Source organism: Rhodococcus sp. MurmanLake-1, from assembly GCF_056945715.1.
On sequence record NZ_JBWZNF010000006.1, the window covers coordinates 303,571 to 326,335 of the forward strand.

General features: G+C 63.0%; 21 protein-coding genes. 9 read left to right on the plus strand and 12 right to left on the minus strand.

What is annotated here, in order from left to right; all coding sequences use genetic code 11:
- Positions 1-56 precede the first annotated feature (56 nt).
- Positions 57-1,322: a sensor histidine kinase gene (locus AC2ETI_RS19285; protein ID WP_438472205.1), complete on the plus strand. Its 1,266-nt coding sequence runs from the start codon at positions 57-59 to the stop codon at positions 1,320-1,322.
- Positions 1,323-1,332: 10 nt separating this feature from the next.
- Positions 1,333-2,439 carry a winged helix DNA-binding domain-containing protein gene (locus tag AC2ETI_RS19290; RefSeq protein ID WP_483634265.1) on the plus strand — a complete coding sequence of 369 codons (1,107 nt, stop codon included), beginning with the start codon at positions 1,333-1,335 and terminating at the stop codon, positions 2,437-2,439.
- Here AC2ETI_RS19290 and AC2ETI_RS19295 read toward each other — a convergent pair.
- Complete coding sequence (locus AC2ETI_RS19295) at positions 2,432-3,295, minus strand: hypothetical protein (RefSeq protein WP_003945080.1); 864 nt, start codon at positions 3,293-3,295, stop codon at positions 2,432-2,434. The two genes, AC2ETI_RS19290 and AC2ETI_RS19295, sit on opposite strands and share 8 nt — an antisense overlap.
- Complete coding sequence (locus tag AC2ETI_RS19300; RefSeq protein WP_483634282.1) at positions 3,285-3,983, minus strand: metallophosphoesterase family protein; 699 nt, start codon at positions 3,981-3,983, stop codon at positions 3,285-3,287. The genes AC2ETI_RS19295 and AC2ETI_RS19300 overlap by 11 nt, the downstream gene beginning before the upstream one ends.
- A gap of 71 nt (positions 3,984-4,054) precedes the next feature.
- Here AC2ETI_RS19300 and AC2ETI_RS19305 point away from each other — a divergent pair, with 71 nt between their 5' ends.
- Positions 4,055-4,639, plus strand: coding sequence for a suppressor of fused domain protein (locus AC2ETI_RS19305; protein ID WP_007736116.1), 585 nt, complete (start codon positions 4,055-4,057; stop codon positions 4,637-4,639).
- 25 nt (positions 4,640-4,664) lie between these two features.
- Here AC2ETI_RS19305 and AC2ETI_RS19310 read toward each other — a convergent pair whose 3' ends face one another.
- Both AC2ETI_RS19310 and AC2ETI_RS19315 read right to left on the minus strand, forming a co-directional pair.
- Positions 4,665-5,111: an SRPBCC family protein gene (locus tag AC2ETI_RS19310; protein ID WP_007736117.1), complete on the minus strand. Its 447-nt coding sequence runs from the start codon at positions 5,109-5,111 to the stop codon at positions 4,665-4,667.
- A gap of 133 nt (positions 5,112-5,244) precedes the next feature.
- Positions 5,245-6,315 carry a magnesium and cobalt transport protein CorA gene (locus AC2ETI_RS19315; protein WP_019749341.1) on the minus strand — a complete coding sequence of 357 codons (1,071 nt, stop codon included), beginning with the start codon at positions 6,313-6,315 and terminating at the stop codon, positions 5,245-5,247.
- 158 nt (positions 6,316-6,473) lie between these two features.
- On the opposite strand from AC2ETI_RS19315, the gene AC2ETI_RS19320 reads away from it, so the two are divergent.
- From AC2ETI_RS19320 to AC2ETI_RS19335, 4 genes are all read left to right on the plus strand, one after another.
- Positions 6,474-7,328, plus strand: coding sequence for a PHP domain-containing protein (locus AC2ETI_RS19320; RefSeq protein ID WP_020908451.1), 855 nt, complete (start codon positions 6,474-6,476; stop codon positions 7,326-7,328).
- Complete coding sequence (locus AC2ETI_RS19325; RefSeq protein ID WP_164490628.1) at positions 7,325-7,939, plus strand: MarC family protein; 615 nt, start codon at positions 7,325-7,327, stop codon at positions 7,937-7,939. Before AC2ETI_RS19320 ends, AC2ETI_RS19325 begins: the two co-directional genes overlap by 4 nt.
- 3 nt (positions 7,940-7,942) lie before the next feature.
- Complete coding sequence (locus tag AC2ETI_RS19330; RefSeq protein WP_020908450.1) at positions 7,943-8,317, plus strand: hypothetical protein; 375 nt, start codon at positions 7,943-7,945, stop codon at positions 8,315-8,317.
- 447 nt (positions 8,318-8,764) lie between these two features.
- Positions 8,765-9,958 (plus strand): NAD(P)-dependent malic enzyme, encoded by a 1,194-nt coding sequence (locus AC2ETI_RS19335; protein WP_003945072.1) that lies wholly within the window; start codon positions 8,765-8,767, stop codon positions 9,956-9,958.
- Between the two features lie 70 nt (positions 9,959-10,028).
- Here AC2ETI_RS19335 and AC2ETI_RS19340 read toward each other — a convergent pair whose 3' ends face one another.
- Genes AC2ETI_RS19340 through AC2ETI_RS19355 form a run of 4 tightly spaced genes read right to left on the minus strand, consistent with a single transcriptional unit; the run spans position 10,029 to position 13,491 of the window.
- Complete coding sequence (locus AC2ETI_RS19340) at positions 10,029-10,718, minus strand: ABC transporter permease (RefSeq protein ID WP_003945081.1); 690 nt, start codon at positions 10,716-10,718, stop codon at positions 10,029-10,031.
- On the minus strand, positions 10,715-11,398 hold the full coding sequence (locus tag AC2ETI_RS19345; protein ID WP_019749338.1) for an ABC transporter permease: 684 nt from the start codon (positions 11,396-11,398) through the stop codon (positions 10,715-10,717). Before AC2ETI_RS19345 ends, AC2ETI_RS19340 begins: the two co-directional genes overlap by 4 nt.
- A gap of 4 nt (positions 11,399-11,402) precedes the next feature.
- A complete protein-coding gene (locus AC2ETI_RS19350; protein ID WP_483634266.1) occupies positions 11,403-12,548 on the minus strand; it encodes an ABC transporter ATP-binding protein in 1,146 nt (381 codons plus the stop codon).
- Positions 12,549-12,552: 4 nt separating this feature from the next.
- Positions 12,553-13,491, minus strand: coding sequence for an ABC transporter substrate-binding protein (locus AC2ETI_RS19355; RefSeq protein WP_483634267.1), 939 nt, complete (start codon positions 13,489-13,491; stop codon positions 12,553-12,555).
- Positions 13,492-13,694: 203 nt separating this feature from the next.
- Here AC2ETI_RS19355 and AC2ETI_RS19360 point away from each other — a divergent pair, with 203 nt between their 5' ends.
- Positions 13,695-14,579, plus strand: coding sequence for an ABC transporter substrate-binding protein (locus AC2ETI_RS19360; RefSeq protein ID WP_483634268.1), 885 nt, complete (start codon positions 13,695-13,697; stop codon positions 14,577-14,579).
- An 80-nt stretch (positions 14,580-14,659) separates the two neighbouring features.
- Here AC2ETI_RS19360 and AC2ETI_RS19365 read toward each other — a convergent pair whose 3' ends face one another.
- From AC2ETI_RS19365 to AC2ETI_RS19375, 3 genes are all read right to left on the minus strand, one after another.
- Positions 14,660-15,601 carry an alpha/beta hydrolase fold domain-containing protein gene (locus AC2ETI_RS19365; RefSeq protein ID WP_256065713.1) on the minus strand — a complete coding sequence of 314 codons (942 nt, stop codon included), beginning with the start codon at positions 15,599-15,601 and terminating at the stop codon, positions 14,660-14,662.
- Between the two features lie 63 nt (positions 15,602-15,664).
- The gene (locus tag AC2ETI_RS19370; RefSeq protein WP_019749333.1) at positions 15,665-16,495 is read right to left on the minus strand and encodes an SDR family NAD(P)-dependent oxidoreductase; all 831 of its coding nucleotides are present in this window, start codon (positions 16,493-16,495) and stop codon (positions 15,665-15,667) included.
- Complete coding sequence (locus AC2ETI_RS19375; protein ID WP_019749332.1) at positions 16,492-18,066, minus strand: flavin-containing monooxygenase; 1,575 nt, start codon at positions 18,064-18,066, stop codon at positions 16,492-16,494. The genes AC2ETI_RS19370 and AC2ETI_RS19375 overlap by 4 nt, the downstream gene beginning before the upstream one ends.
- A 71-nt stretch (positions 18,067-18,137) precedes the next feature.
- On the opposite strand from AC2ETI_RS19375, the gene AC2ETI_RS19380 reads away from it, so the two are divergent.
- Positions 18,138-18,767, plus strand: coding sequence for a TetR/AcrR family transcriptional regulator (locus AC2ETI_RS19380; protein WP_007736130.1), 630 nt, complete (start codon positions 18,138-18,140; stop codon positions 18,765-18,767).
- 72 nt (positions 18,768-18,839) lie between these two features.
- Here the strand turns inward: AC2ETI_RS19380 and AC2ETI_RS19385 are convergent, their stop codons facing one another.
- Positions 18,840-22,601: a multifunctional oxoglutarate decarboxylase/oxoglutarate dehydrogenase thiamine pyrophosphate-binding subunit/dihydrolipoyllysine-residue succinyltransferase subunit gene (locus tag AC2ETI_RS19385; protein ID WP_483634269.1), complete on the minus strand. Its 3,762-nt coding sequence runs from the start codon at positions 22,599-22,601 to the stop codon at positions 18,840-18,842.
- Between the last annotated feature and the right edge of the window lie 164 nt (positions 22,602-22,765).

The following is a 22,765-nucleotide window of genomic DNA, read 5'->3' on the forward strand; positions in this document are numbered from 1 at the left end:
ATCTCGTGTGCGAAGCTCATTCACAGGGAACTGGGATGGGCGGCACAGGAGGACAGATGAACGAATCCTCGGTACGAACCGAGCACCTGCCCGGCGGCCCGGACCTCGAACGGATCATGCGCGAACACGCCTACCGCGGTGCGTACCTCCAACTGACGGTGCGCGGCGCTCTGGTGCTGTTCATCGCCCTGACACTGATCTTCGTCCCGCCGATGAACGACGCGGGATGGTGTTTCGCGATTCTGGGCGCCTATGCCCTCTGGTCGGCAGCCGTGGCGCTGTGGATCCGCAAGGGCGGCACCGGACCGGTGACGATGATCTGGCTCGGCTTGTTCGTCGACCTCGCCGTGCTCGCAACTCTGACATTGCTGACCGGTCTCGCAGCCGAGCAGAGTTGGACCGCCGATATCTTGAGCAACGGGCTTTTCGTCATTCCGGTTCTTGCGTGTACGCAACTGCGGACGGACGTGTGTGTCGGCGTCGTTGCCTGCACGATCGGTGTGTTTTTTGCTTCCAGTTGGGCAACGATGACTTCGAATTCCGAGCCGTGGCCGTCGATCCTGCTGAGTACCATGGCCTTGGCTGGGGTGGGTGCGGGCGCAATCGGATTGACTCGGATTCAAAGGTCACGAGTGTTGACCATCGGACAACTCGTCGGTCACCGCACGAGTCTTCTGGCCGAACTCATGGGGCTCGAGCAGCGTGAGCGCACAGAACTGTCCGAGCAATTGCACGACGGGGCGCTCCAGTACGTTCTCGCGGCGCGGATGGATCTCGACGAATTGGCAGGCAGTGCGGAACCCGTCGCGTTGGCGCGAGCCGGGAAAGCGCTCGGTGAAGCGACAACGCTGCTGAGATCGTCCGTCTCGGAACTGCATCCCACAGTTCTCGTCCACGTTGGCCTTGCCCGCGCGATCGGGGACCTCGCGCGCTCGGCGCAGGGACGCGGCGGAGTGGTGGTCGACGTCGACACTTCGGGCTGGAACGACGATTTACGCACGTCCGCGGACGAGGTCTTGTTCGGCGCCACCCGAGAGCTTCTGGGCAACGTCGTCAAACATGCCGGCGCGCAGAACGTCCGGATCGAGCTTGCACGACTGGACCACCGTGCGGTGCTCGTGGTCTCGGACGACGGTCGGGGGATCAGCGCCGATCGGATTGCCCAACGACGGGCCGCCGGGCACATCGGACTGCTCTCGCACGAACTGCGTGTGGTTGCCGCTGGTGGCTCGTTCTCGGTCGGACCGGGTGAAGAGTCCGGAACCCTCGCGCGAGTCGAGATACAGTTCGAGATCGTCACCGCCCCTGACCACGATCGTTGAGGAGTTGTCGATGGCTGCACTGATCACCGATCGCGAGCTCAACCTGGCGACTCTGGCGCGGCAGTTCCTGCTGCGGCGGGCCGAGGTCAGCGCGTTGGATGCGATCGAGCACCTGGCAGGTCTGCAGGCCCAGGCGCCGAATCCGCCCTACCTGGCACTGTGGGCGCGGCTGAAGAACTTTGCGGCAGAAGACCTCTCCACCCTTGTCGAGAAGCGCCAGGTGGTGCGGCTGGTTGCCATGCGGGGCACGGTCTTTGCCCTCTCGGCCGCCGATGCGGGTCCCTTCCGTGCCACGGTTCAGACGATCATGGAACGCGACCTCCACACCAACAGCACTCAGCGTGCGGCGCTCACCGGGTTGGATCTCGACGCGCTGGCGCAGGCGGGGCGTGACCTGGTAGCGGACGGGCCGCTTACTCAGATGCAGATGAGACCGATACTGGCAGAGCGCTTTCCCGGCCACGCGGCCGAGGGACTGGCGCACGGAGTTCGAGGGCTTCTGCCGATGGTGCAGGTGCCACCGCGAGGTCTGTGGGGACGATCCGGAGCGCCGGCACTGACGACCTTGGAGAATTGGCTTGGCGCAGAGGTGAGTTCATCTGCAGATCCCGACGCGATGGTGCTGCGCTATCTGGCTGCCTTCGGGCCCGCGAGCGTGAAGGATGCGCAAGCATGGTCGGGGCTCACGAGACTCGCCGAAGTCTTCGAGAGGCTACGTCCCGGCCTGATCACCTTTGTCAACGCGAAAGGGGCCGAGGTGTTCGACCTGCCGGACGCGCCACGACCGACCTCCGGAACACCGCCGGTCAGAATCCTTGCTCCGTTCGACAACATCCTGCTCTCGCACGCCGACCGCTCGCGAATCATGGACGAGCAGTATCGAACTCGCGTCTTCACCGTCAACGGCATCATCAAGCCCGCCATCCTGGTGCGCGGAAAGGTGGTGGGATTCGCGACGGTGACGCCGGCCAAGGAGACGGTTGAGTTGAGCGCGACTCTGTTTGCGCAGCAACCGAAGACCGCGCTCGCGTCCATCGAGAAAGAAGCGCGTTCGTTGCTGAAGTTCATGCACCCGAAGATCCCGACCCGAGAGGTGCGGTTCGCTGTCGCTACGTAGCAGGCTTGTGCTTTCGCGGTGCTCGATCGCGTAGTTCGGCCACGATCTCGTCATTCCACATGTGCCGCCGCACCAGTCGGTACCGCTCCCGGGCGATCCACAAGTACGCCTCGGCGTCGGTGTGCTCGGGCAACATGTCGGCGCCCCTCAGCATTCGCACGACGGGGAGAAATTCCTCGCCGAACCAGCGCCGGGCGACCGTGTCTCGGCCGAGGAACTCACCCTTTTCCTGCATGAGCCGAAAACCCCACGCCTCCACGCACTCACTGAGTTCGGCGTACTCCCACGGGTCGGTGACCTGAACGGCTTCGCGTTGCGAGCCCTGCAGCGGAACGCGAGTGAGGAAGAGTCGGCGATGGTCCTTGATGAGCAGATCGGCGCGCTGAGTGATGCCTTCCGGCGAGATGCGCGTGATGATCTCGGTGACGTACGCGTCGATTGTCTTCTGGTGCATCGCACACGCAATGGACACTCGGTGGTGTCCGTCGATCACGAAATGCATGGAGCCGACACGGTACAACTGAACGGGTGGCACCGATTCGCCGCGTCGTTGCGCCACCGCAAGTCGCTCCCAACGAGCGCGCGAATGAGTGGACGTCGGACGGAAGTACCTGTCGAAATCACCTGTGCGGTCGACACTTCCGACTATCGATTCGATGGTGACGACCTGTAGACCCAGAGACTTCTCACCAACCTTGCCCAGAGCTGCGACAACCTCGTCGAACGGCAGGATCGCGTTGACGTCGTCCGGTTCGCGTCGTAGCCAACTGACCAGACGGGCAACGTCGGCGCGTCGACGCTGACGAGCGAAGTCGTTTTCCGCGTCGGCTGTGGGAAATCCGGTGTCACGAGCCATGTCGGCGCCTCACGATCGTCGGCGGAGTACCTGGGGAAATCTCCATCAGCGTGAAGCCGACGGTATTGAGCACGATAGTCCGGCCTACCTCCAGATCGAGAGGCGTTCGCCCGTGCGGGTGGATGTGTCCGTGAATCATGACCGTCGGATCGAGGGTGCGGATCAAGGGGGTGAAGGATTCGAACCCACGATGTGGCCGATCCTCGGCGTCGCCGACACCGCGGGCGGGGCTGTGGGTGAGCAGCACATCCACGCCCGCCCGGCCGCCGGGAAGCCGCGATTGCCAGGTGTTTCGCCAGGTGAGCGAGCGGGCGCGTCGGCTCTGCTGGCGCTCGGACCACTGATTGGGGCCCGTGTTGTATCGGATGGAACCACCGAGGCCCGCGATCCGCAGACCGGCGACGGTCACGATGCGTCCGTCGGCGTTGACTGCGCCGGTCGGGCCGGGCCACTGCGCCGGCATACCTGCCCGCATCCAACCGGATCTCTTGTTCGAATATCCGGACAGATCGACGTCGTGGTTTCCGGGAACGAACACGCACGGCGCATTCAGTTGGTCAGACAGGTACTCCAGATACGCAAACGGCAGGTCGCCCGCGCCGAGGATCACGTCGACTCCGAGTGAACGAACTTGACTGCTCCACAGGAATTCGACGGTCTCGTCGCTGACAGCGAGAACGGAGACCATTTCGACGACGCTACCGCCACCGCGAGGTATCTGCGCTGCGAACCTCGCGGGCACGGTGTTTAGATGGACGAGTGTCAGACAGCGTCGTATCTTCCGTCCGGGCCCATCTCGTCAGCAGCATCGAGGGGCCGGACCCCACCGCGGCCTCAGTGACGTTCCTCGGTGTCGAACCGCTGGACGTGCTGCGTTTCGAATCACCCGACGGCCTGGTCCGCTACGTCACACTGGGGTGCTCGCGTCATCCGATGGGCGACCCCAACGAACTGGTCGCAGACCCCACACGCGGTCCTCGCGCCGAGTTGGTGCTCACCCTGCGCGGTGGCACGGGTGTCGCGTCGGGTGTGGCCAGGACGCTCGCGGTGCTGGCTGCGGCGCCGTCCGTCGAAGGGGTCGTGCTACTCGAGGACGCACTGTTGGACCTCGGCGAGCCGCTGTGGAAGGACACCGCGTTCACGGCGGTGCTTCTCGGTGACAGCGGGATCGAAGACCTGACTCTGCCGGAACCGTTCGATCCGGTGCGCTTCCTTGGTGTGGTCCCCCTGACCGGTACCGAAGCCGCCTGGGTGCGTCTACGCGGCGCGGAGGCACTGCGGGAAGCGTGGACCGAGGCGGGGATCGACATTCGCGATCCGCACCGTTCCGCTGCCTCGCTCTAGCTGCGCCGGCGCTTTGTCCGTCAGATCATTCGGCGTGCACGAGGATGTCCGCCAAGTTCTCGAGACTTACCCGAACGGTCCGTGAAAATGCTTTCGTCACGATCGGGTCGGCCATCTTGCCGAATACGCCGCCGAGTCCGCTTTCGCTGTCGAGTCGGTAGGTGACCCGAGTGCCGTCACCGACTTCTTCGCAGGTCGTGGTCTGCGAGAAGCTGACCGGACTTTCGACGGACGTCGATTTCGACGATCTCGGTGGGTCGTACTCGGTGAATTCGGATGTCCACTCGAGGCGCTTGCCCAGGATTCTCGAGACGCCGTGCCAACGGCTTCCCACGCCCATCGGGCCGTCGGTGATCTGTTTGCACTCGACCATCGAATTCTCCCAGTTGGGCCAGTTCTCGGCGACGGCGATGTACTCCCAGACGTCCTTGGGTGGCAACGCGATCTCTACAGACTGCTCGACTGTAGGCATGGTTGTTCCTCCATCTCTCCTGGATCTGAATTTGCTTGTCGCAAAATGAATTTCGGGAACGGAATGAAAATGCGTACCCATATCCATTGTCCGCCTGCGACGGTGGCAAGTACAGGGAGTCAGCGTGCGAGGTTCACAGCCAGTTGTTGCGACGGAAGAGAAAGAACAAGCCGACACACACCGACGCGATGAGGAACAGGATGGACTGATAGCCGTACTTGTAACCGAGTTCCGGCATGTTCTCGAAGTTCATTCCGTAGATACCGGCAACGCCCGTCGGCACGGCGGCGATAGCGACCCAAGCCGAGATCTTGCGCATGTCGGTGTTCTGTTGCACCGCGATCTTCGCGAGTGCGGCATCGACCAGAGAACTCAACACCTCGTCGTATTCCGAGATACGTTCGGCCACGATCGTGTGGTGATCCCTTACGTCACGGAAGTATCGCCGGATCTCCTTCGGGACGAGGCCGCCCGCGGGCTGGGTCAGCTGGAGCAGTGGCAATCCGAGTGGAGTGACCGAGCGTCGTAGTTCGACGATTTCACGTTTGAGCAGGTAGATATGCTCGACGGCAACGGTGTTCCGCGGGTTGAACACCAACTCTTCCATGCTGTCGACGTCCTGCTCGACGAGTTGGATGACGGAGAGATAGCTGTCGACGACGTGGTCGGTGATCGCGTGCAACACCGCGAACGGGCCCATGGCGAGGCGCTCGGGATTCTGCTCGAGTGACTTGCGCACGCTTGCCAGTTCGGAGTGATCCCCGTGACGGACGGTCACCACGAAGTCGGGGCCGACGAACACCATGATCTCGCCGGTTTCGACGATCTCGCTCGCCGTCGCGACGGACTCGTGCGGTACGTAGACGACCGTGCGCAGCACCAGGAACATGACGTCGTCGTAGCGTTCGAGTTTCGGGCGCTCGTGTGCATGGACGGCATCCTCGACCATCAACTCGTGGAGTCCGAAAGTTGCTGCGACATCTTGCATCTGGCCTTCGTCGGGTGCATGCATGCCCACCCAGACGAACGCGTTGTCTCGACTACGGACCTCGGCCAGCGCGGCGCGGTGCGTGTACTTGCCCGGCAACCGCACGCCGTCCACGTAGACCGCGCAGTCGACGATCGCGCGGGCTGCCGGAACGGGGATCTTGGGCGCATCGGCTTGCGTCGATTTGCCGTTCGACCAATTCGGCAGTGACGGCATGGTTGGCACGCTCGCTCCTTCTCGGTCTGTAGTGCAGGGGAACGGCACTGCGGCGACACGTGATCGAATTGCGCTGCCGCTGCGGCGTAATCGTACGTCAGCTTCCGGCTCGCCCACCGGAGCGCGATGAAGTTGCCGATTGCTGACACACTGGAACAGTGCGAATAGACCTTCACACCCACTCCAACGCATCGGACGGCACCGATACCCCGGCTGCCCTCATGCGCGCCGCAGCCGACGCCGGACTCGACGTCGTCGCCATCACCGATCACGACACGACTTCGGGCTGGGCCGAGGCGGCGCACGCCTTGCCGGCCGGCGTCAGCCTGGTTCGTGGGATGGAGATGTCGTGCGAAGGTCGAGGTGAGCGTGGCTGGCCGGTCGCTGTTCATCTTCTGGCGTACCTGTTCGATCCGACGCATCCCGAATTCGCCAAGGAACGTGAGCGACTGCGCGCCGAACGCGTCGAACGTATCCGGGTGATGACGACCATGATGGCGCGCGACGGTCTGCCCGTCGATCCCGATCAGATCTTGGCTGACGCCGGTCCGTCCGTCGGACGCCCGCACGTCGCAGCGGCCTTGATGCGGGCGGGAGTGGTGTCGAGCATCAGTGAGGCTTTCTCCGACCTGTTGTCCAGTCGAGGGCGATACGACGTTCCCAAGTACGACACTCCGCTCGAGTACGCCGTCGAACTGGTGGCAGCGGCCGGGGGAGTAACTGTCCTTGCGCATGGACGTGCCCGTTCGCGCGGCGGATTGCTTGCGCTCGACCACATCCGTGATCTGGCCGATCTGGGTCTCGGGGGTCTCGAAGTCGATCACCCGGACCATCGCAGCGACGATCGTGACGTCCTGCGCCGCCTGGCCGTCGACCTGGGCTTGGCGGTCACCGGATCCTCGGACTACCACGGCGAGAACAAGACGATCGGACTCGGCGACGAGCTCACGGACGAGGCCGAGTTCGACAAACTCGTCTCGGCTGCCACCGGCGTGGAGGTACTTGGGCGCTGATGCTCGACACCACGCTCTACCTCACCGTGTTCATCACGCTGTTCGTGATCATGGACCCGCCCGGAGTCATCCCGGTGTTCTTGTCACTGGTCGGCCGCAAAAGCCGTGAAGATCGCAACCGAGCGGCATGGCAGGCCCCCGCCGTCTCCCTTGCGGTCATCTCGGTCTTTGCCATCGGCGGTCAGGCGATCCTCAACTACCTCCATATCGGCATTCCGGCATTGCAGGGCGCAGGCGGATTACTCCTGCTTCTCATCGCACTCGAACTGCTGACCGGGAAGGCCTCCAACCGTCCGCAGGGAGCCGACGACGTCAACGTCGCACTCGTTCCTCTGGGAACGCCGATGATGGCCGGTCCCGGTGCAATTGCGGCTGTCATCGTCTTTGTCGCCCAGGCCGATGGTGAAGCGGCGTCGTATCTGGCGATCGCGTTGGCGATTCTGTCCATCCACCTCGTGCTGTTCGTGGTCCTGCGCTTCTCGACGGCACTGATCCGGATACTGGGTGAGGGTGGCATCAGCCTGCTGGCACGCATCGCCGGTCTTTTGCTCGCCGCCATCGCAGTTCAACTCATTGCGGAATCAGTCCGCGGATTCGTCGCGGGAGCGTAAGAGATGACATACGACGACAGGTACGAGGACGACTACCGGTACCAGGATTATCAGGATTATCAGTACGAAGACGATTACGACTATCCCGCCGACAAACGACAATGGCTGCTGGTTCGCGCTCTACGCGCCCTGAGCGGCACCGTGGCGGCCGGAATCGTGGTCTTGACACTCGTGATCATCGGTTCGGCATATCTGGGCGGCAACCGCGGATTCCCGGGTCCGGGAACAACGTCGATCACCGCGCACATTGCGGCTTCGGTGGTTGCTTTGGCCGCGCAGATCTGGTGCGACCGCAGGCGGGGTATCGCGGCGGTTGCCGGATCGGTGGTCGTGCTCGTGGTGGCGGGGCTGTTGTTGGTGACGCAGTGGTGGGGATGACTGGGTGGGGATGACACGGTGGGGATGACACGGTGGGGATGACTGGGTGGGATGACACGGTGGGGATGACACGGTGGGGATGACGGCTCGGGTTCGAGTGTGGTGAGGAATCCGACCGCTTGGAGGATTTGATTGTGATCCGACTCTGGTGGCAAACTGGAGTTACTTCGAGGCGGCGCCACAGCCCGGCCCCGAAGTGCAGGTTTCGTCAGAATTTCTCCCGAAACCTAGATTGCATGGATACGCCAGGGCTCACCCGCCCCACACCATGACGCTTCGGATGTATTGCGGCCCACTTTCTCGCGCACGCCGAATGCTCTTCTTCTCAGTAGTCGTTCGCGGAAGAAATGATCTCTGACCGTTGTGAACGTAGTTTCGCAGCGGTCCGAAGGATTACTTCCCAGTAACCCAGCCCCGCTTGAGGCTGGACTAATCAGGAGTGTCATCGTGTCCCTCGTGACTGAAGCCATCAACGTACCCAAGGTCGAGTTGACCGACGAAGAAATCTTTGCCGCTCACGTCGGTGGCAAGCTCTCGGTCGAGACCACCGCGCCGCTCGATACGCAGCGGGCCCTCTCGATCGCCTACACGCCGGGTGTTGCTCAGGTGAGCCGCGCCATCGCTGCAGACGAAACCCTCGCCGATCGATACACGTGGACCAACCGACTCGTCGTCGTGGTCAGCGACGGCACCGCGGTTCTCGGACTCGGCGACATCGGCCCCCGCGCGTCGCTGCCCGTCATGGAGGGCAAGTCGGCACTGTTCAAGAACTTCGCCGGACTGAACTCCATTCCGCTGGTTCTCGACACCAAGGATCCCGACGAGATCGTCGAGACGCTCATCCGTCTGCGCCCGAGCTTCGGCGCGGTCAACCTCGAGGACATTTCGGCGCCGCGTTGCTTCGAGATCGAGAAGCGCGTCATCGAAGCCCTCGACTGCCCCGTCATGCACGACGATCAGCACGGAACCGCCATCGTGGTCCTCGCTGCCCTCAAGGGCGCCGTGAAGGTTCAGAGCCGCGACATCACCACACTCAAGGTCGTCATCTCCGGCGCCGGTGCTGCGGGTGTTGCCTGCGCGAACATCCTGCTCGCCGCCGGAATCAGCGACGTCATCGTGCTGGACTCGAAGGGCATCATCTCGGGCGAGCGCAGCGACCTCAACGACGTGAAGGCAGAACTCGCGGCCCGCACCAATCCCCGCGACCTGCACGGTGGTGCCATCGAGGCTCTCGAAGGTGCCGACGTGTTCCTCGGTGTCTCGGCGGGCAAGATCCCCGAGGAGCTCATCGCTTCGATGGCTCCCGAGTCGATCGTGTTCGCGCTCTCCAACCCGGACCCGGAGATTCACCCCGAAACCGCGTCGAAGTACGCGGCGATCGTGGCTACGGGTCGCAGTGATTTCCCGAACCAGATCAACAATGTTCTCGCCTTCCCCGGTGTGTTCAAGGGCGCGCTCGACGCCGGCGCCCGTCGCATCACCGAAGGTATGAAGCTCGCTGCCGCCGAGGCAATCCTGTCGGTGGTCGGCGACGAGTTGGCGGCGGACAAAATCGTCCCCAGCCCACTCGACCCTCGCGTGGCACCCGCAGTAGCGGAAGCCGTCGCGGCCGCAGCGCATGCTGAGGGCGTGACCAGCTAAGAGGGACTACGAAAGCCCCGATCGGGACCCGCACACAAGGTTCCGATCGGGGCTTTTCGTGTGTACCGATCTACAGACGAGTGAGGTCGGGTGTTCGGCGCAGCCTGCCGGTCCCGGGAACCGATGCCCAGACCACCAGCGCCAGTAAGCCGTCCACGACCAGAGCCACAACCGCGACCAGAATTGCGCCGACGACCACTCGGTCGTACTTGTAGAGCGCGAGACCGTCGAAGATGTACCGGCCGAGGCCGCCGAGGTTGACGTAGGCGGCGACCGTTGCCGTGGCAATCACCTGCAGTGTCGCGTTACGCAGTCCGCCGAGAATCAATGGCAGCGCATTGGGTATCTCGACGCGGAAGAGCACTTGGAGTTCGGTCATACCCATCGCCCGCGCGGCCTCGACGACGCCGCGGTCGACGCTGGCAATTCCGGCGTACGTGCCGGCGAGTAGTGGGGGAATACCAAGGATGACGAGGGCGAGAATCGGCGGCATCACTCCCAGGCCCATGAGAAGAACGAGGAAGGTGAGCAGGCCGAGAGTGGGCAGTGACCGCAGTGCGTTGACCAGACTGACGACCACGATCTCACCGCGACGCAGATGGCCGATGAGTAATCCGATGGGCACCGCGATCACAGCCGAAAGCGCCACGGCCAGAACGCTGTACCAGAGGTGCTGGAGGATGCGGGTGCCGATTCCGGTGTCGCCGCTCCAATTTCCGGGATCGACGATGAAGTCCCAGGCTCCGGTGAAGATGCTCATACGGGTTCCCCCTCGGCAGCCACGACGGCGGGGACCTTCGACGAGGTCGATGTTCTGGTCCACGGGGTCAGGAATCGGCCGATCAGATACAGGATCAGGTCGAGCGCCAGGGCCAGCACGACAATCGCGATGATGCCGGCAACGATCTGGTCCGGGTAGTCGCGGTCGTAGCCCTGTTTGAACAGAACTCCCAGCCCGCCGATTCCGATCAGCGATCCGACCGAAACCAGCGAAATATTGGTAACGGCAATAACTCTGATGTTCGCGATCATCACCGGCAGTGCCAACGGCAACTCGACCGTCAGGGCGCGTCGTAGCGGTGTGAACCCGACGGCGGTGGAAGCGTCGATGACGTTGTCCGGCACCGAATCGAGTGCTTCGGGCACGGCCCGGATGAGCAGTGCCGTCGCATAGACGCTCAGTGCGATCACGACGTTGAGCGGATCAAGGGTCTTGAGTCCGAACAGTTGGGGGATGGTGACGAACAGCGCGAGCGACGGAATCGTGAACGCAATGCTCGCCAGGGTCAACGTGATTCGGCGCAGCCATCTGACGTTGCGGATCGCTGTTCCGACCGGAACGGCAATCAGGAGACCGATCAACAAGGGCAGCAGCGCCAGATACAGATGGGTCTTCGAGTAGTCCACGACCGTCGAGAAATTGTCGATGAGCCAGCGCATGCCGCTACGCCCCGAATCCCTCGGTGAAGGCGACTCGGTTGCGTTCCTCGTCCTCGCGTCGACGCTGATCTGCCAATTTCGCCACGACTTCGGACCCGAGGATCCCGCCGATGACCGCTCCCTCGCCGTCGACGGCAACGCCGATACCGGAAGGGGACGAGATTGCCGCATCGAGTGCTTGGCGTAGATCACCGCCGGGGGAGAACAACGAACCACCGGCCGACGTCGACTGCGCGAGAGTGCGTCCCGAGCGCAGCCCTTCGACGCCGGTCACATCGATCCATCCTTGCGGACTTCCGCTGTCCGTGACCACGAGAACCCACTCGCCCAATTCGAGACGCAGAGCCTTCAATTCGTTCTCGACGGCCGTGCGTACGGGGTGTAACGGAACCTCGTCGGCAGCGCGGAACGACAATCCCCGATATCCGCGATCGCGTCCGACAAATCCGGCGACAAAATCCGTTGCCGGTGCGGCCAACACGTCGCGAGGTGCCGCAACCTGCTGAAGCCGCCCGCCGGGACCGAAGACGGCAATGTGATCACCGAGTTTGACTGCCTCGTCGATGTCGTGGGTGACAAAGACGATCGTCTTCTTCAGTTCGCTTTGAAGACGGAGCATTTCGGTCTGCAGATCCTCACGCACCACCGGGTCGACGGCGCTGAACGGCTCGTCCATCAACAGGATCGGCGGATCGGCAGCCAATGCTCGCGCAACTCCCACACGTTGTTGCTGCCCACCCGAGAGTTGCCCGGGATAGCGGCTGGCAAGGGAGATGTCCAGACCGACTCGTTCGAGGACCCCCAACGCGGCTTTGCGCGCTGCGCGGCGGGACTCACCGCGCAGTACCGGAACTGTTGCGACGTTGTCGATCACGGTGCGATGCGGAAGCAAGCCGGCGTTCTGGATGACGTACCCGATGCCGAGACGCAGCTTCACGGCGTCGGTCTGGGCGATGTCACGACCGTCGACGAAGATCTTGCCCGACGTCGGTGTGATCATCCGGTTGATCATGCGCATCGACGTCGTCTTGCCGCACCCGGACGGCCCCACGAACACCGTGAACGACTCGGCCTCGATGGTGAGATCGAGACGGTCGACGGCGGTGGTGCCGTCCGGATACTGCTTGGTGACGCCCTCGAATGTGATCACGTGACTACGAGACCGGCTTGTCGAGGCCCTGCGCCGTCACCCACGCCTTGGCCGCCGCTGCCGGCTCCGTCTTGGTGTCGCCGGACACCTGGACGTTGAGTGCCAACAACTCTTCGGTGGTGAGCTTGGCGGACACCGCATCGAGGACTGTCTTCAACTTGTCGGAAGACTTCGACGCGCGCAGCACCGGCACCACGTTCTGAGCCGGGAAATTGTTCTTCGGGTCTTCGAGAACCACGAAGTTGTTTGCCGGGATGGAGGCAGACGTCGTGAAGATGTTTGCCGCCGTGATGTCGCCGGACGAGAGAGCCTTCACTGTTGCCGGTCCACCGCCGTCGGCGATCGGGACGAAGTTGGCTGCCGAGATGTCGAGACCGTAATTGGACTGCAAACCGGGCAATCCGGCTGGACGTTCCTGGAACTCGGCCGGAGCGCCGAACTTGACCTCGGCGGAATGCGGAGCCAGATCGGCGATCGTCTTCAGGTTCCACTTGTCAGCGGTTTCCTTGGTGACGACGACGGCGTCCTTGTCCTCGGCGGATGCAGGCGTCGCAATTGCCAATTCCGACCCGAGAGCTGCGGGAAGAGCAGCGAGGACATCAGCGGAGCTGGTGGCCGTGCTGTCGGGATCCAAGTACTGCAGGAGATTTCCCGTGTAATCCGGAATGACGCTGATCGACCCGTCCTTGAGCGCCGGAATGTACGCCTCACGGCTGCCGACGTTGAACGACGTGGACACATCGAACCCGTTGACACGCAGTGCTTCGGCGTAGATGTTGGCGATCGTCTCGGATTCGGTGAAGTTGGCGGAGCCGACGACAACCGCGTTGGGATCGCTGTTGGAGTCACCGTCACTGCTACCGCACGCTGTCAGTGCAGTCAGAGAGACAACGGTTGCCGCGGCTACGAGCCAACGGTTGGAACGAAATCGTGAGGTGCGCATGAGCGTCCTTCCGGTTTTTCGGGCGTCCCGTGTTTCGGGCGTCGGAAACCATCCCCTTGTGGCGAAGCCACCCGAGTGGCTTCGACGGCGCCGCCACCGAGTGGCTGCGTCAGGACTGGTTACCGCGCATCGCCCGACAAGTGTAACGATAGGTACCGACATGGCACGGTTTTCGATCCATGGGATTGGATGTGAGGATTTCGGTGAAGAGCACACGCACGAAGTATTCGACTGTTGTTGCAGCACTGATGGTCCTGCCAATTCTCAGCGGATGCGCAAACGGTGATTCGGTGGTAGAGAGCGCCGGAGCGGAGTCTCGTGACCAGATCGTGGTGGCTGCTGACGCATCAGTGGAGAGTTCGGTGTTGGCCGAGGTGTATTCGACGGTGCTCTCATCCTCCGGTCTGTCGGCTCGCGTCGAATCGGTGGGTGGAGGCAGAACCCAATCACTCGAGGCTCTGGACGCAGCGCGAGTCACCTTGGTGCCCGAGTTCACCGGTGCGCTGCTCGATCACTACGACCCGTCATCCCCGGCCCGCAAGGCCGACGACGTCTTCGAAGCCTTGAGTCGCTCTCTGCCGGAGGGTCTTTCGGTCTCCGACTATGCGATGGCCGAAGATCGTGCGGTCCTCGCACTCGACACCGGATACGCACAGTCGTTGGGAGCGAAGACGATAGAAGCCTTTGCTCCTTCGTGTGCCGCGGCGACGCCGCTCGTCTCCGCGAGATTCGTCGAGGACGGGGCAGTGGAACAGTTGGCCGAGGGCGCCGAGTGTGTCTTCGCCGGTGTCGATCAGGCAACGCCGGCAGACGTACCCGGTGCACAGGTATTCGGAAGCACGACGCTGTCAGCGCTGGCACAATCCGGTGCCGTCACAGTGCTCGCTGATTCGAATCACGTTCTGGCTGCGCAGAATGTCGTTCCGCTCTTTCGAGCGGGCGCACTGGGAGATTCGGCTGTCAAGGCGCTCAGCGTCGTTGCGGGTGAACTGTCCACCACCGATCTCGCCGCAATGATCGAGCAGGTGCGGACCGGCAAGGCGTCAGCCCCGGAAGTGGCCCGAACCTGGTGGGACACCCGTCAGTGACATGGACGGAGTGGGCCACCCGTCAGTGACATGGACGGAGTGGGCCACCCGTCAGTGACATGGACGGAGTGGGCCACCCGTCAGTGACTGTTCGATCCCACTGCTGAACTCGAATCATCCTTGGCGCGAATCAGTTTCGATGCGATGAACTGGCCGAGGTCGGCAACGGCGTCTGCTGCTTCCTTCACCAGTGACGCCTGTGCGTGAGCCACGTGCCACAGTCGCGCGTACTCCACCAGGGACACGTCGACGCCGGCAGCGGAGAGCTTGTCGGTGAACGTCATGATCTGCGGGTAGAGGACCTCCTCGGAACCGACGTGAATCCTGGTGGGCGGCAACCCGTCGAGCTTGCCGTGCATCGGCGCGTAGCCAGGATCAGTACGGTCGCCGCCGGCAAGGTAAGCGTCGGCGGCATCGAAGGACCAAGCTGTGTTGACCACCAGGTCGGCCTTTTTGGTAGCACCCCGATCGCCGGGATCGACCCACGGTGAGATCAGTGCGAGCGCGCCGGGGGTCACGCCGTGACGCTCGATCAGACGCAGAGCGGTCGCCGCGGCCAGACCGCCACCGGCCGAATCGCCGGCAATGGCAACGCGGTCTTCCGAATAGTCGAACTCGGTGACCAACTGCATGAAGGCTGAGACCGCGTCGTCGAGAGCGGCGGGATACGGATTCTCCGGCGCGAGACGGTAGTCCAAGGTGAAGACCGCACTGGACGACTCACGGGCGAGATGAGCTGCGAGAGAACGGTGTGTGGCCAGCGAACCCAGCGTGTACGCCCCGCCATGCAGGTAGAGAACTGCAGTGGGGCGCTCGGTTGGGCCGACGGTGATCTTCTCTGCCGGTCGGCAAGCCAGCTCCAGCGGGCGCACGACGGCGCCCGCTGGAACCTGCTGTAGCGGTGCCCCGGCCTCGAGCAACAGACGTTGAATCCGATACGGCAGCCGCGAGTTGAAAGCCAGACGGAAGTACGGCTTCAACAAGAATGCGACCACGGGCAGCGGAAGGGTGAACGTGCTCACCGGCAGGGCTCCTGACTCTTTATGCGAACTGCGCTGTGAAACGAACGACGCTGTGAAACGAACTCAGCTGGACTTGGGCATCATTCGGCCGGCGACGATCGCGACGATGCGCTGGTAGCCCGATCCTACGAGGCGAACCCAGGCGTCGAGTGCGATTGCGTCCATCCCGATGAGAACTCGCGGCTTGCTCTTGCGAACACCGTTGACGATCGTCTTGGCGGCGTCCTCAGGTGTGGTGCGCGCGAGCTTGCGGTCGAAGAACTCGGAGAAGACCGCAAGATCTTCGCCCGGGCCCGCGGTGGCGTTGCGTGCGATGGCGGTCTTGATTCCGCCCGGGTGCACACAGGTCACCTTCACCGGGTGCTTGGCGATCAGCATTTCCTGGCGAAGCGACTCGGTGAAACCGCGAACGGCGAACTTGGCCGAGTTGTAGGCGCTCTGACCCGGCATCGACAGCAGACCGAAGAGGCTCGACACGTTCACGATGTGCCCGTCACCGGAGGCGATGACGTGGGGAAGGAATGCCTTGGTGCCGTTGACAACTCCCCAGAAGTCGACGTCCATGACCCGTTCGAAGTCCTTGAACTCGGACTTCTCGAAGGTGCCGTGGTACGCGATTCCGGCGTTGTTGTAGATCTGGTTGACCTTGCCGAAATGGGCGACAACCGCGTCGGCGTACTCGAGAACCGCCTCGCGCTGGGTGACGTCGAGATGGTCCGACTTCACCTCGGCGCCGATGGCCTCCACCAGACGTGCTGTCTCGGCGAGCCCGACGGTGTCCACGTCGGAGATCGCCAACTTGGCGCCCTGGCCGGCCAGGTTCAGTGCGAGTGCGCGACCGATGCCCGATCCCGCTCCGGTGATGACTACGACCTTGCCTGCAAAATCACTCATTGTGCTACTGCCTTCTCGTCGTCGAGGTCGATCTGTGAAGTGGTCGCGGTGCCGACGGCGCCGAGATCCGAGGTGGCGACGCTACGGTATGCCGCGAGGTCGAAATGCTTGGTGGCATTGCGGAACTGGAAAGTGAAGCCAGGCCACAGGGTGGTGTTGTTTCCGTGCTTGTCCATGTACCAGCTGGCGCAACCGCCGTTGTTCCACACGCTCTTGGACATAGCTGCCTGCAGGTCCTTGTTGTACTTGTCCTGCTTGTCCTTGCGCACCTCGATGGTGCCGATGTCGTACTTGTCGATGGTGGCGATCGCGTCGACCAGGTAGTTGATCTGCGACTCGATCATGAAGACCATCGACGAATGTCCGAGGCCGGTGTTGGGGCCGACCAGGAAGAACATGTTGGGGAAGTTGGCAACTGCCGCGCCCTTGTATCCCTGCATACCGGTCTCTTCGAAGACCTCGGCGAGCGAGCGTCCGTCCTTGCCGAAGATTCCCGCGAAGGTGGGGGAGTCGGTGACGTGGAATCCGGTCGCAACGACGATGGCATCGATCTCACGGGTGGTGCCGGTCTTCGAGACGATCCCGTTGGCGGTGACCTCCTCGATGCCTTCGGTCACCAGGTCGACATTGTCCTGGGCGAGGGTGGGGAAGTAGTTGTTCGAGATCAGCATGCGCTTGCAGCCGATCTGGAAGTTGGGCATGACCTTCTTACGAAGATCCTTGTCCTTGATCTGAGCCTTCAGGTGACGCTCGGCGGCGAACTGCAGCGGCTTCATGAAGACCGGCGCCTTGGCCAGGCCGACGACCTGCGTCTCTCGCATCCAGTAGATACCGGTGCGGCACAACTTCTGGAAGCCGGGGAGGTACTTGAACGCGAGATGCTCGATCTTGGTGTACTCGCGGTCTGCGCGGGGCAGGATCCACGGCGCAGTGCGCTGGTACACGTCGAGGTGTGAGACCTTCTTGCCGATAGCGGGCACGATCTGGATGGCGGAGGCGCCGGTTCCGATGACGGCCACGCGCTTGCCCGTCAGATCGGCATCGTGGTTCCAGCGCGAGGAGTGGAAGATCTCGCCCTTGAATCCGTCGATGCCCTTGATGTCCGGAAGTGAAGGCTCACACAGTGCGCCGACGGCCGAGACGACGATCTTTGCGACGAATTCACCCTTGTTGGTGCTGACGTGCCACTGAGCCGACGACTCGTCCCATCGGGCTGAGAGAACGTCGCAGTCGAAGATGTGCTTGTCGAGCACCTTGTGGCGGTTGGCCACCGACTGGATGTACTTGTAGATCTCGGGCTGGGTGGAGAAGGAGCGCGTCCACTCCGGATTGAGTGCAAAAGAGTACGAGTACAAATGCGACGGCACGTCACACGCGGCGCCCGGGTAGCTGTTGTCACGCCAGGTTCCACCGACGTCGTTGCCGCGCTCGAGAACGACATAGTCGGTGATGCCGGCCTGTGCCAGTTTGATCGCCGCACCGAGACCGGCGAAACCGCTGCCGATGATCAGTGTGCCGACGTGGCGAGTATCCGCGGCAGGTGCTGAGGTATCTGTAACTGGAAGACTCATGTAGGGAACGATATGCCTTTATTGAGTCACGGTCAATAGCTTATTGACGGATATTCAGTAGTCTATTGGGCATGGACGCAGTAAAGCGAACGCGGCTCGACCCTGCGCAACGCCGAGCGCAACTCATCGACCTCGGGGCGCGCATGCTCGCCGAACGGCCGCTCGAGCAGATTTCCGTCGAGGACATCGCCGATCAAGCGGGGGTGTCGCGTGGGCTTCTGTTCCACTACTTCGCGTCGAAAAGCGAGTTTCATCTCGCCATCGTCCGACACAGCAGTGAACAGATGCTCCAGCGCACGGAGCCGAGCGAGTCGGACGATCCGATGCTCACCCTCCGATCGGTGCTGGCGTCGTACGTCGACTACGTGACCGAGAACCGCAATACCTACGTCTCGCTGCTCCGGGGGACCGCCAGCGGGGATCCGCAGATGCGTGAGGTGTTCGAGCAGACTCGCGACATCATGGCCAAGAGAACCCTCGATCAGCTCCCCAAGATCGGCCTGACTCGAACGCCTCAGGTGGAGTTGGCCGTTCGAGGTTGGATCGCGTTTGTCGAGGAAGCCACCATCAGTTGGCTCCGCGCGCCCGCAATCACCCGCGAGGAACTGATCGACCTGACGGTTCAGTCGTTGCCCGCGTTGGCACTGGCCGCCGTCGGCTTCGATGCCGGGCCGGATCTGGGTCTGCTGCAATCGAATTGACGTGAACGCAGAAAGGCCGGGCCCCACACTCCTTGCGGAATGTGGGGCCCGGCCTTTGGGTACTGCCACTGCTTACTTGGTCGGCAGGAACGCCTCGTCCAAGATCTCCTGCTGCTCCACCGCGTGCACCTTGCTCGATCCCGAAGAGGGAGCGGACATCGGACGACGCGAGATGCGCTTGATGCCGGTCAAGGTCTCCGGCAGAAGATCCGGCAGAGCCAGTCCGAGGAACGGCCACGCACCCTGGTTTGCGGGCTCTTCCTGAACCCAACGGAACTGATCCGCATTCGGGTAACGGTCCAGGGTCTCCTTGAGACGACGCTTCGGCACGGGGTAGAGCTGCTCCATGCGCACGATTGCGATGTCGTCACGCTCGTCCTTGTGCTTCTTCGCCAGAAGCTCCCAGTACAGCTTGCCGCTGACCAGCAGAACCCGCTTGACCGATTCGCGGGCGCTTTCGCCGCTCTCGAATGCCGGCTCCTCGAAGACGGAACGGAACTTGCCCGTCGTGAAGTCCTCGACGTTGCTGACTGCAGCCTTGTTACGCAGCATCGACTTGGGCGTGAAGACCACCAGCGGACGGCGGATGCCGTCGAGGTGATGGCGACGCAGCAGGTGGAAGTAGCTGGCCGGAGTCGACGGAACCGCGACGGTCATCGAGCCTTCTGCACACAGCTGAAGGAAACGCTCGATGCGACCGGAGGTGTGGTCCGGACCCTGACCCTCGTGACCGTGTGGCAGGAGCAGCACGACGTCGGAGAGCTGACCCCACTTGGCCTCACCCGAAGAGATGAACTCGTCGATGATGGTCTGCGCGCCGTTGACGAAGTCACCGAACTGCGCTTCCCACAGGACCAGAGCGTCGGGGTTACCCACCGAGTATCCGTACTCGAAGCCCAGACCTGCGTACTCGGTGAGTGCGGAGTCGTAGACCATGAACTTGCCGCCGTTTTCGGCGTCGGCAGCGATCTTGGCGATCGGGCTGTACTCGTTGCCGGTCTTGCGGTCGATGAGGACCGAGTGACGCTGCGTGAACGTTCCACGCTTGGAGTCCTGACCGGCGAGGCGGATCAAGGCACCCTGCTCGGCCAACGAGCCGAACGCGAGCAATTCTGCGAACGCCCAGTCGACATGTCCCTCACGGGCCATTTCGCGGCGCTTCTCGGCAACCGGCTTGACGCGCGGGTGAACGGTGAAGCCGTCGGGGACGTTGACGAACGCATCACCGATGCGCTCGAGGACCTCGGGAGCGACAGCCGTGGTCAGGCGAGCCGGGGGAGTCTGGTCGAGTTCGACGGACTCGGACGGTTCGGGCTGGAACTTCTCGAGTTCACGGACCTCGTTGAAGACCCGTTCGAGCTGGCCCTGGTAGTCGCGAAGTGCGTCTTCGGCTTCCTTGAGCGAGATGTCACCGCGGCCGATGAGGGACTCGGTGTAGCTCTTACGAACGCTGCGCTTGGTGTCGATGACGTCGTACATCGCCGGCTGGGTCATCGACGGATCGTCGCCCTCGTTGTGACCGCGGCGGCGGTAGCAGATGAGGTCGATGACGACGTCCTTGCCGAACTTCTCACGGAAGTCGACGGCCAGCTGAGCAACCCAGACGCACGCCTCGGGGTCGTCGCCGTTGACGTGGAAGACCGGTGCGGCGATCATCTTCGCGACGTCGGTGCAGTACTCGGACGAGCGTGAATGTTCCGGCGCGGTGGTGAAGCCGACCTGGTTGTTCACGACGATGTGTACGGTGCCGCCGGTGCGGTAGCCGCGAAGCAGCGAGAGGTTCAGCGTCTCGGCGACAACGCCCTGACCGGCGAATGCAGCGTCACCGTGCAGCATGAGCGGCAGGACGGTGAAGCCTTCTTCGCCCTTGTCGAGGATGTCCTGCTTTGCGCGGACCAGGCCTTCGAGAACCGGGTCGACGGCCTCGAGGTGAGACGGGTTGGCGGTCAAGGAGACAGCGATGTCGTTGTCACCGAACATCTGGATGTACGTTCCGCTGGCGCCCAGGTGGTACTTCACGTCGCCGGAGCCGTGAGCGGCTGCCGGGTTCATGTTGCCCTCGAACTCCGTGAAGATCTTGGAGTACGGCTTGCCGACGATGTTGGCAAGCACGTTGAGACGGCCACGGTGCGGCATTCCGATGACGACCTCGTCGAGCTGGTGCTCGGCGGCCTGGTCGATCACGGCGTCCATCATCGGGATGACGGCTTCGGCGCCTTCGAGCGAGAAGCGCTTCTGGCCGACGTACTTGGTCTGCAGGAACGTCTCGAAGGCCTCGGCGGCGTTGAGCTTGCTCAGGATGTACTTCTGCTGAGCGACCGAAGGCTTGGCGTGATGGCCCTCGACGCGGTCCTGGATCCACTGCCGCTGATCCGTCTCGAGGATGTGCGTGTACTCGACGCCGACGTGGCGGCAGTACGCGTCGCGCAGCACGCTCAACACGTCGCGCAGCTTCATCTTCTCTTGGCCGTGGAAGCCGCCGACCTTGAACTCGCGGTCCAGATCCCACAGCGTCAGGCCGTGGCTGATGACGTCGAGGTCGGGGTGGCTGTGGAACTTGTCCTTGACGAACTGCAACGGGTCCGTGTCGGCCATGAGGTGGCCGCGGTCACGGTATGCAGCGATCAGTTCGAGAACACGGGTGTTCTTGTCGACAGCGCCTTCCGGCACGTCCTTGCGCCAACGCACCGGCTCGTACGGGTTGCCGAGCGCGTGGAAGATCTCGTCGTAGAACTCGTCGCTGATCAGCAGGTTGTGGATCGTGCGCAGGAAATCGCCCGACTCGGCACCCTGGATGATGCGGTGATCGTAGGTCGAGGTGAGGGTCATCAACTTGCCGACGCCCATCTCGGCCAGCTTCTCGTCGCTGGCGCCCTGGAACTCGGCGGGGTATTCCATCGCGCCGGCACCGATGATGGCGCCCTGGCCCTTCATCAGGCGAGGAACGGAGTGAACCGTGCCGATGCCGCCCGGGTTGGTCAGCGAAATGGTGACGCCGGTGAAGTCTTCGCCGGTGAGCTTGCCTTCACGGGCGCGTCGGACGATGTCCTCGTACGCCGCGTGGAACTGGACGAAGTTCATCGACTCGGTGTTCCGGATGGCGGCAACAACCAGTGAGCGGTTGCCGTCCTTGCCGGGAAGGTCGATCGCGAGTCCGAGATTGGTGTGCTCGGGGGTGACCGCGTTCGGCTTGCCGTCGATTTCGGCGAAGTGCCGGTTCATGTTGGGGAACGCGTTGACTGCCTGGACGATCGCGTAACCCAGGAGGTGGGTGAACGAGATCTTGCCGCCGCGGGTACGGGCGAGGTGGTTGTTGATGACGATGCGGTTGTCGAACATCAGCTTCGCGGGGATGGCACGCACGCTGGTTGCTGTCGGAATCTCGAGCGAGAGCGACATGTTCTTGACGACTGCTGCTGCGGCGCCGCGGAGAACCTTGGTTTCCTCGGCTCCGCCGGCGGGAGCGGGCTTCGCGGGAGCGGCCGCGGGCTTGGCTGCTGCAGGCTTGGCGGGGGCGGCCTTCGCGGCGGGCGCTGCCGTCTTCGCGGGGGCCGGTGCGGCAGCCTTGGCAGGCGGCGCAGGAGGTGCGGTCTTGGGGGCGGGAGGCGTGGCTTTGGGAGCAGCAGGCGGAGCTACAACAGCGGCGGGTGCAGCCGCGTTGCCGTTCGAGGCAGTCCCGTTTCCACCTCCCGTGTTCGCCGAGTCCGGCGAGTAATCGGTCAAGAATTCGTGCCAACTGGGATCCACGGACGACGGATCGTCCTGGAAGCGTTGGTACATCTCGTCAACCAGCCACTGGTTCTGTCCGAATTGGGATGTAGAACTGCTGCTCACGGCAGGTGTTCGCCTCGTTTCTATTTCGGTACCCGATCAGAGCGCCTATATATGTGAGATTAGCCCGAGCGTGTGACGAGCAATTGTGCGGCACACAATTTGTGAGCTGTCTCACGGAAGTCCGTGATCTTGCGATCGCGCACTACCTCTCGGCGGTACAAATC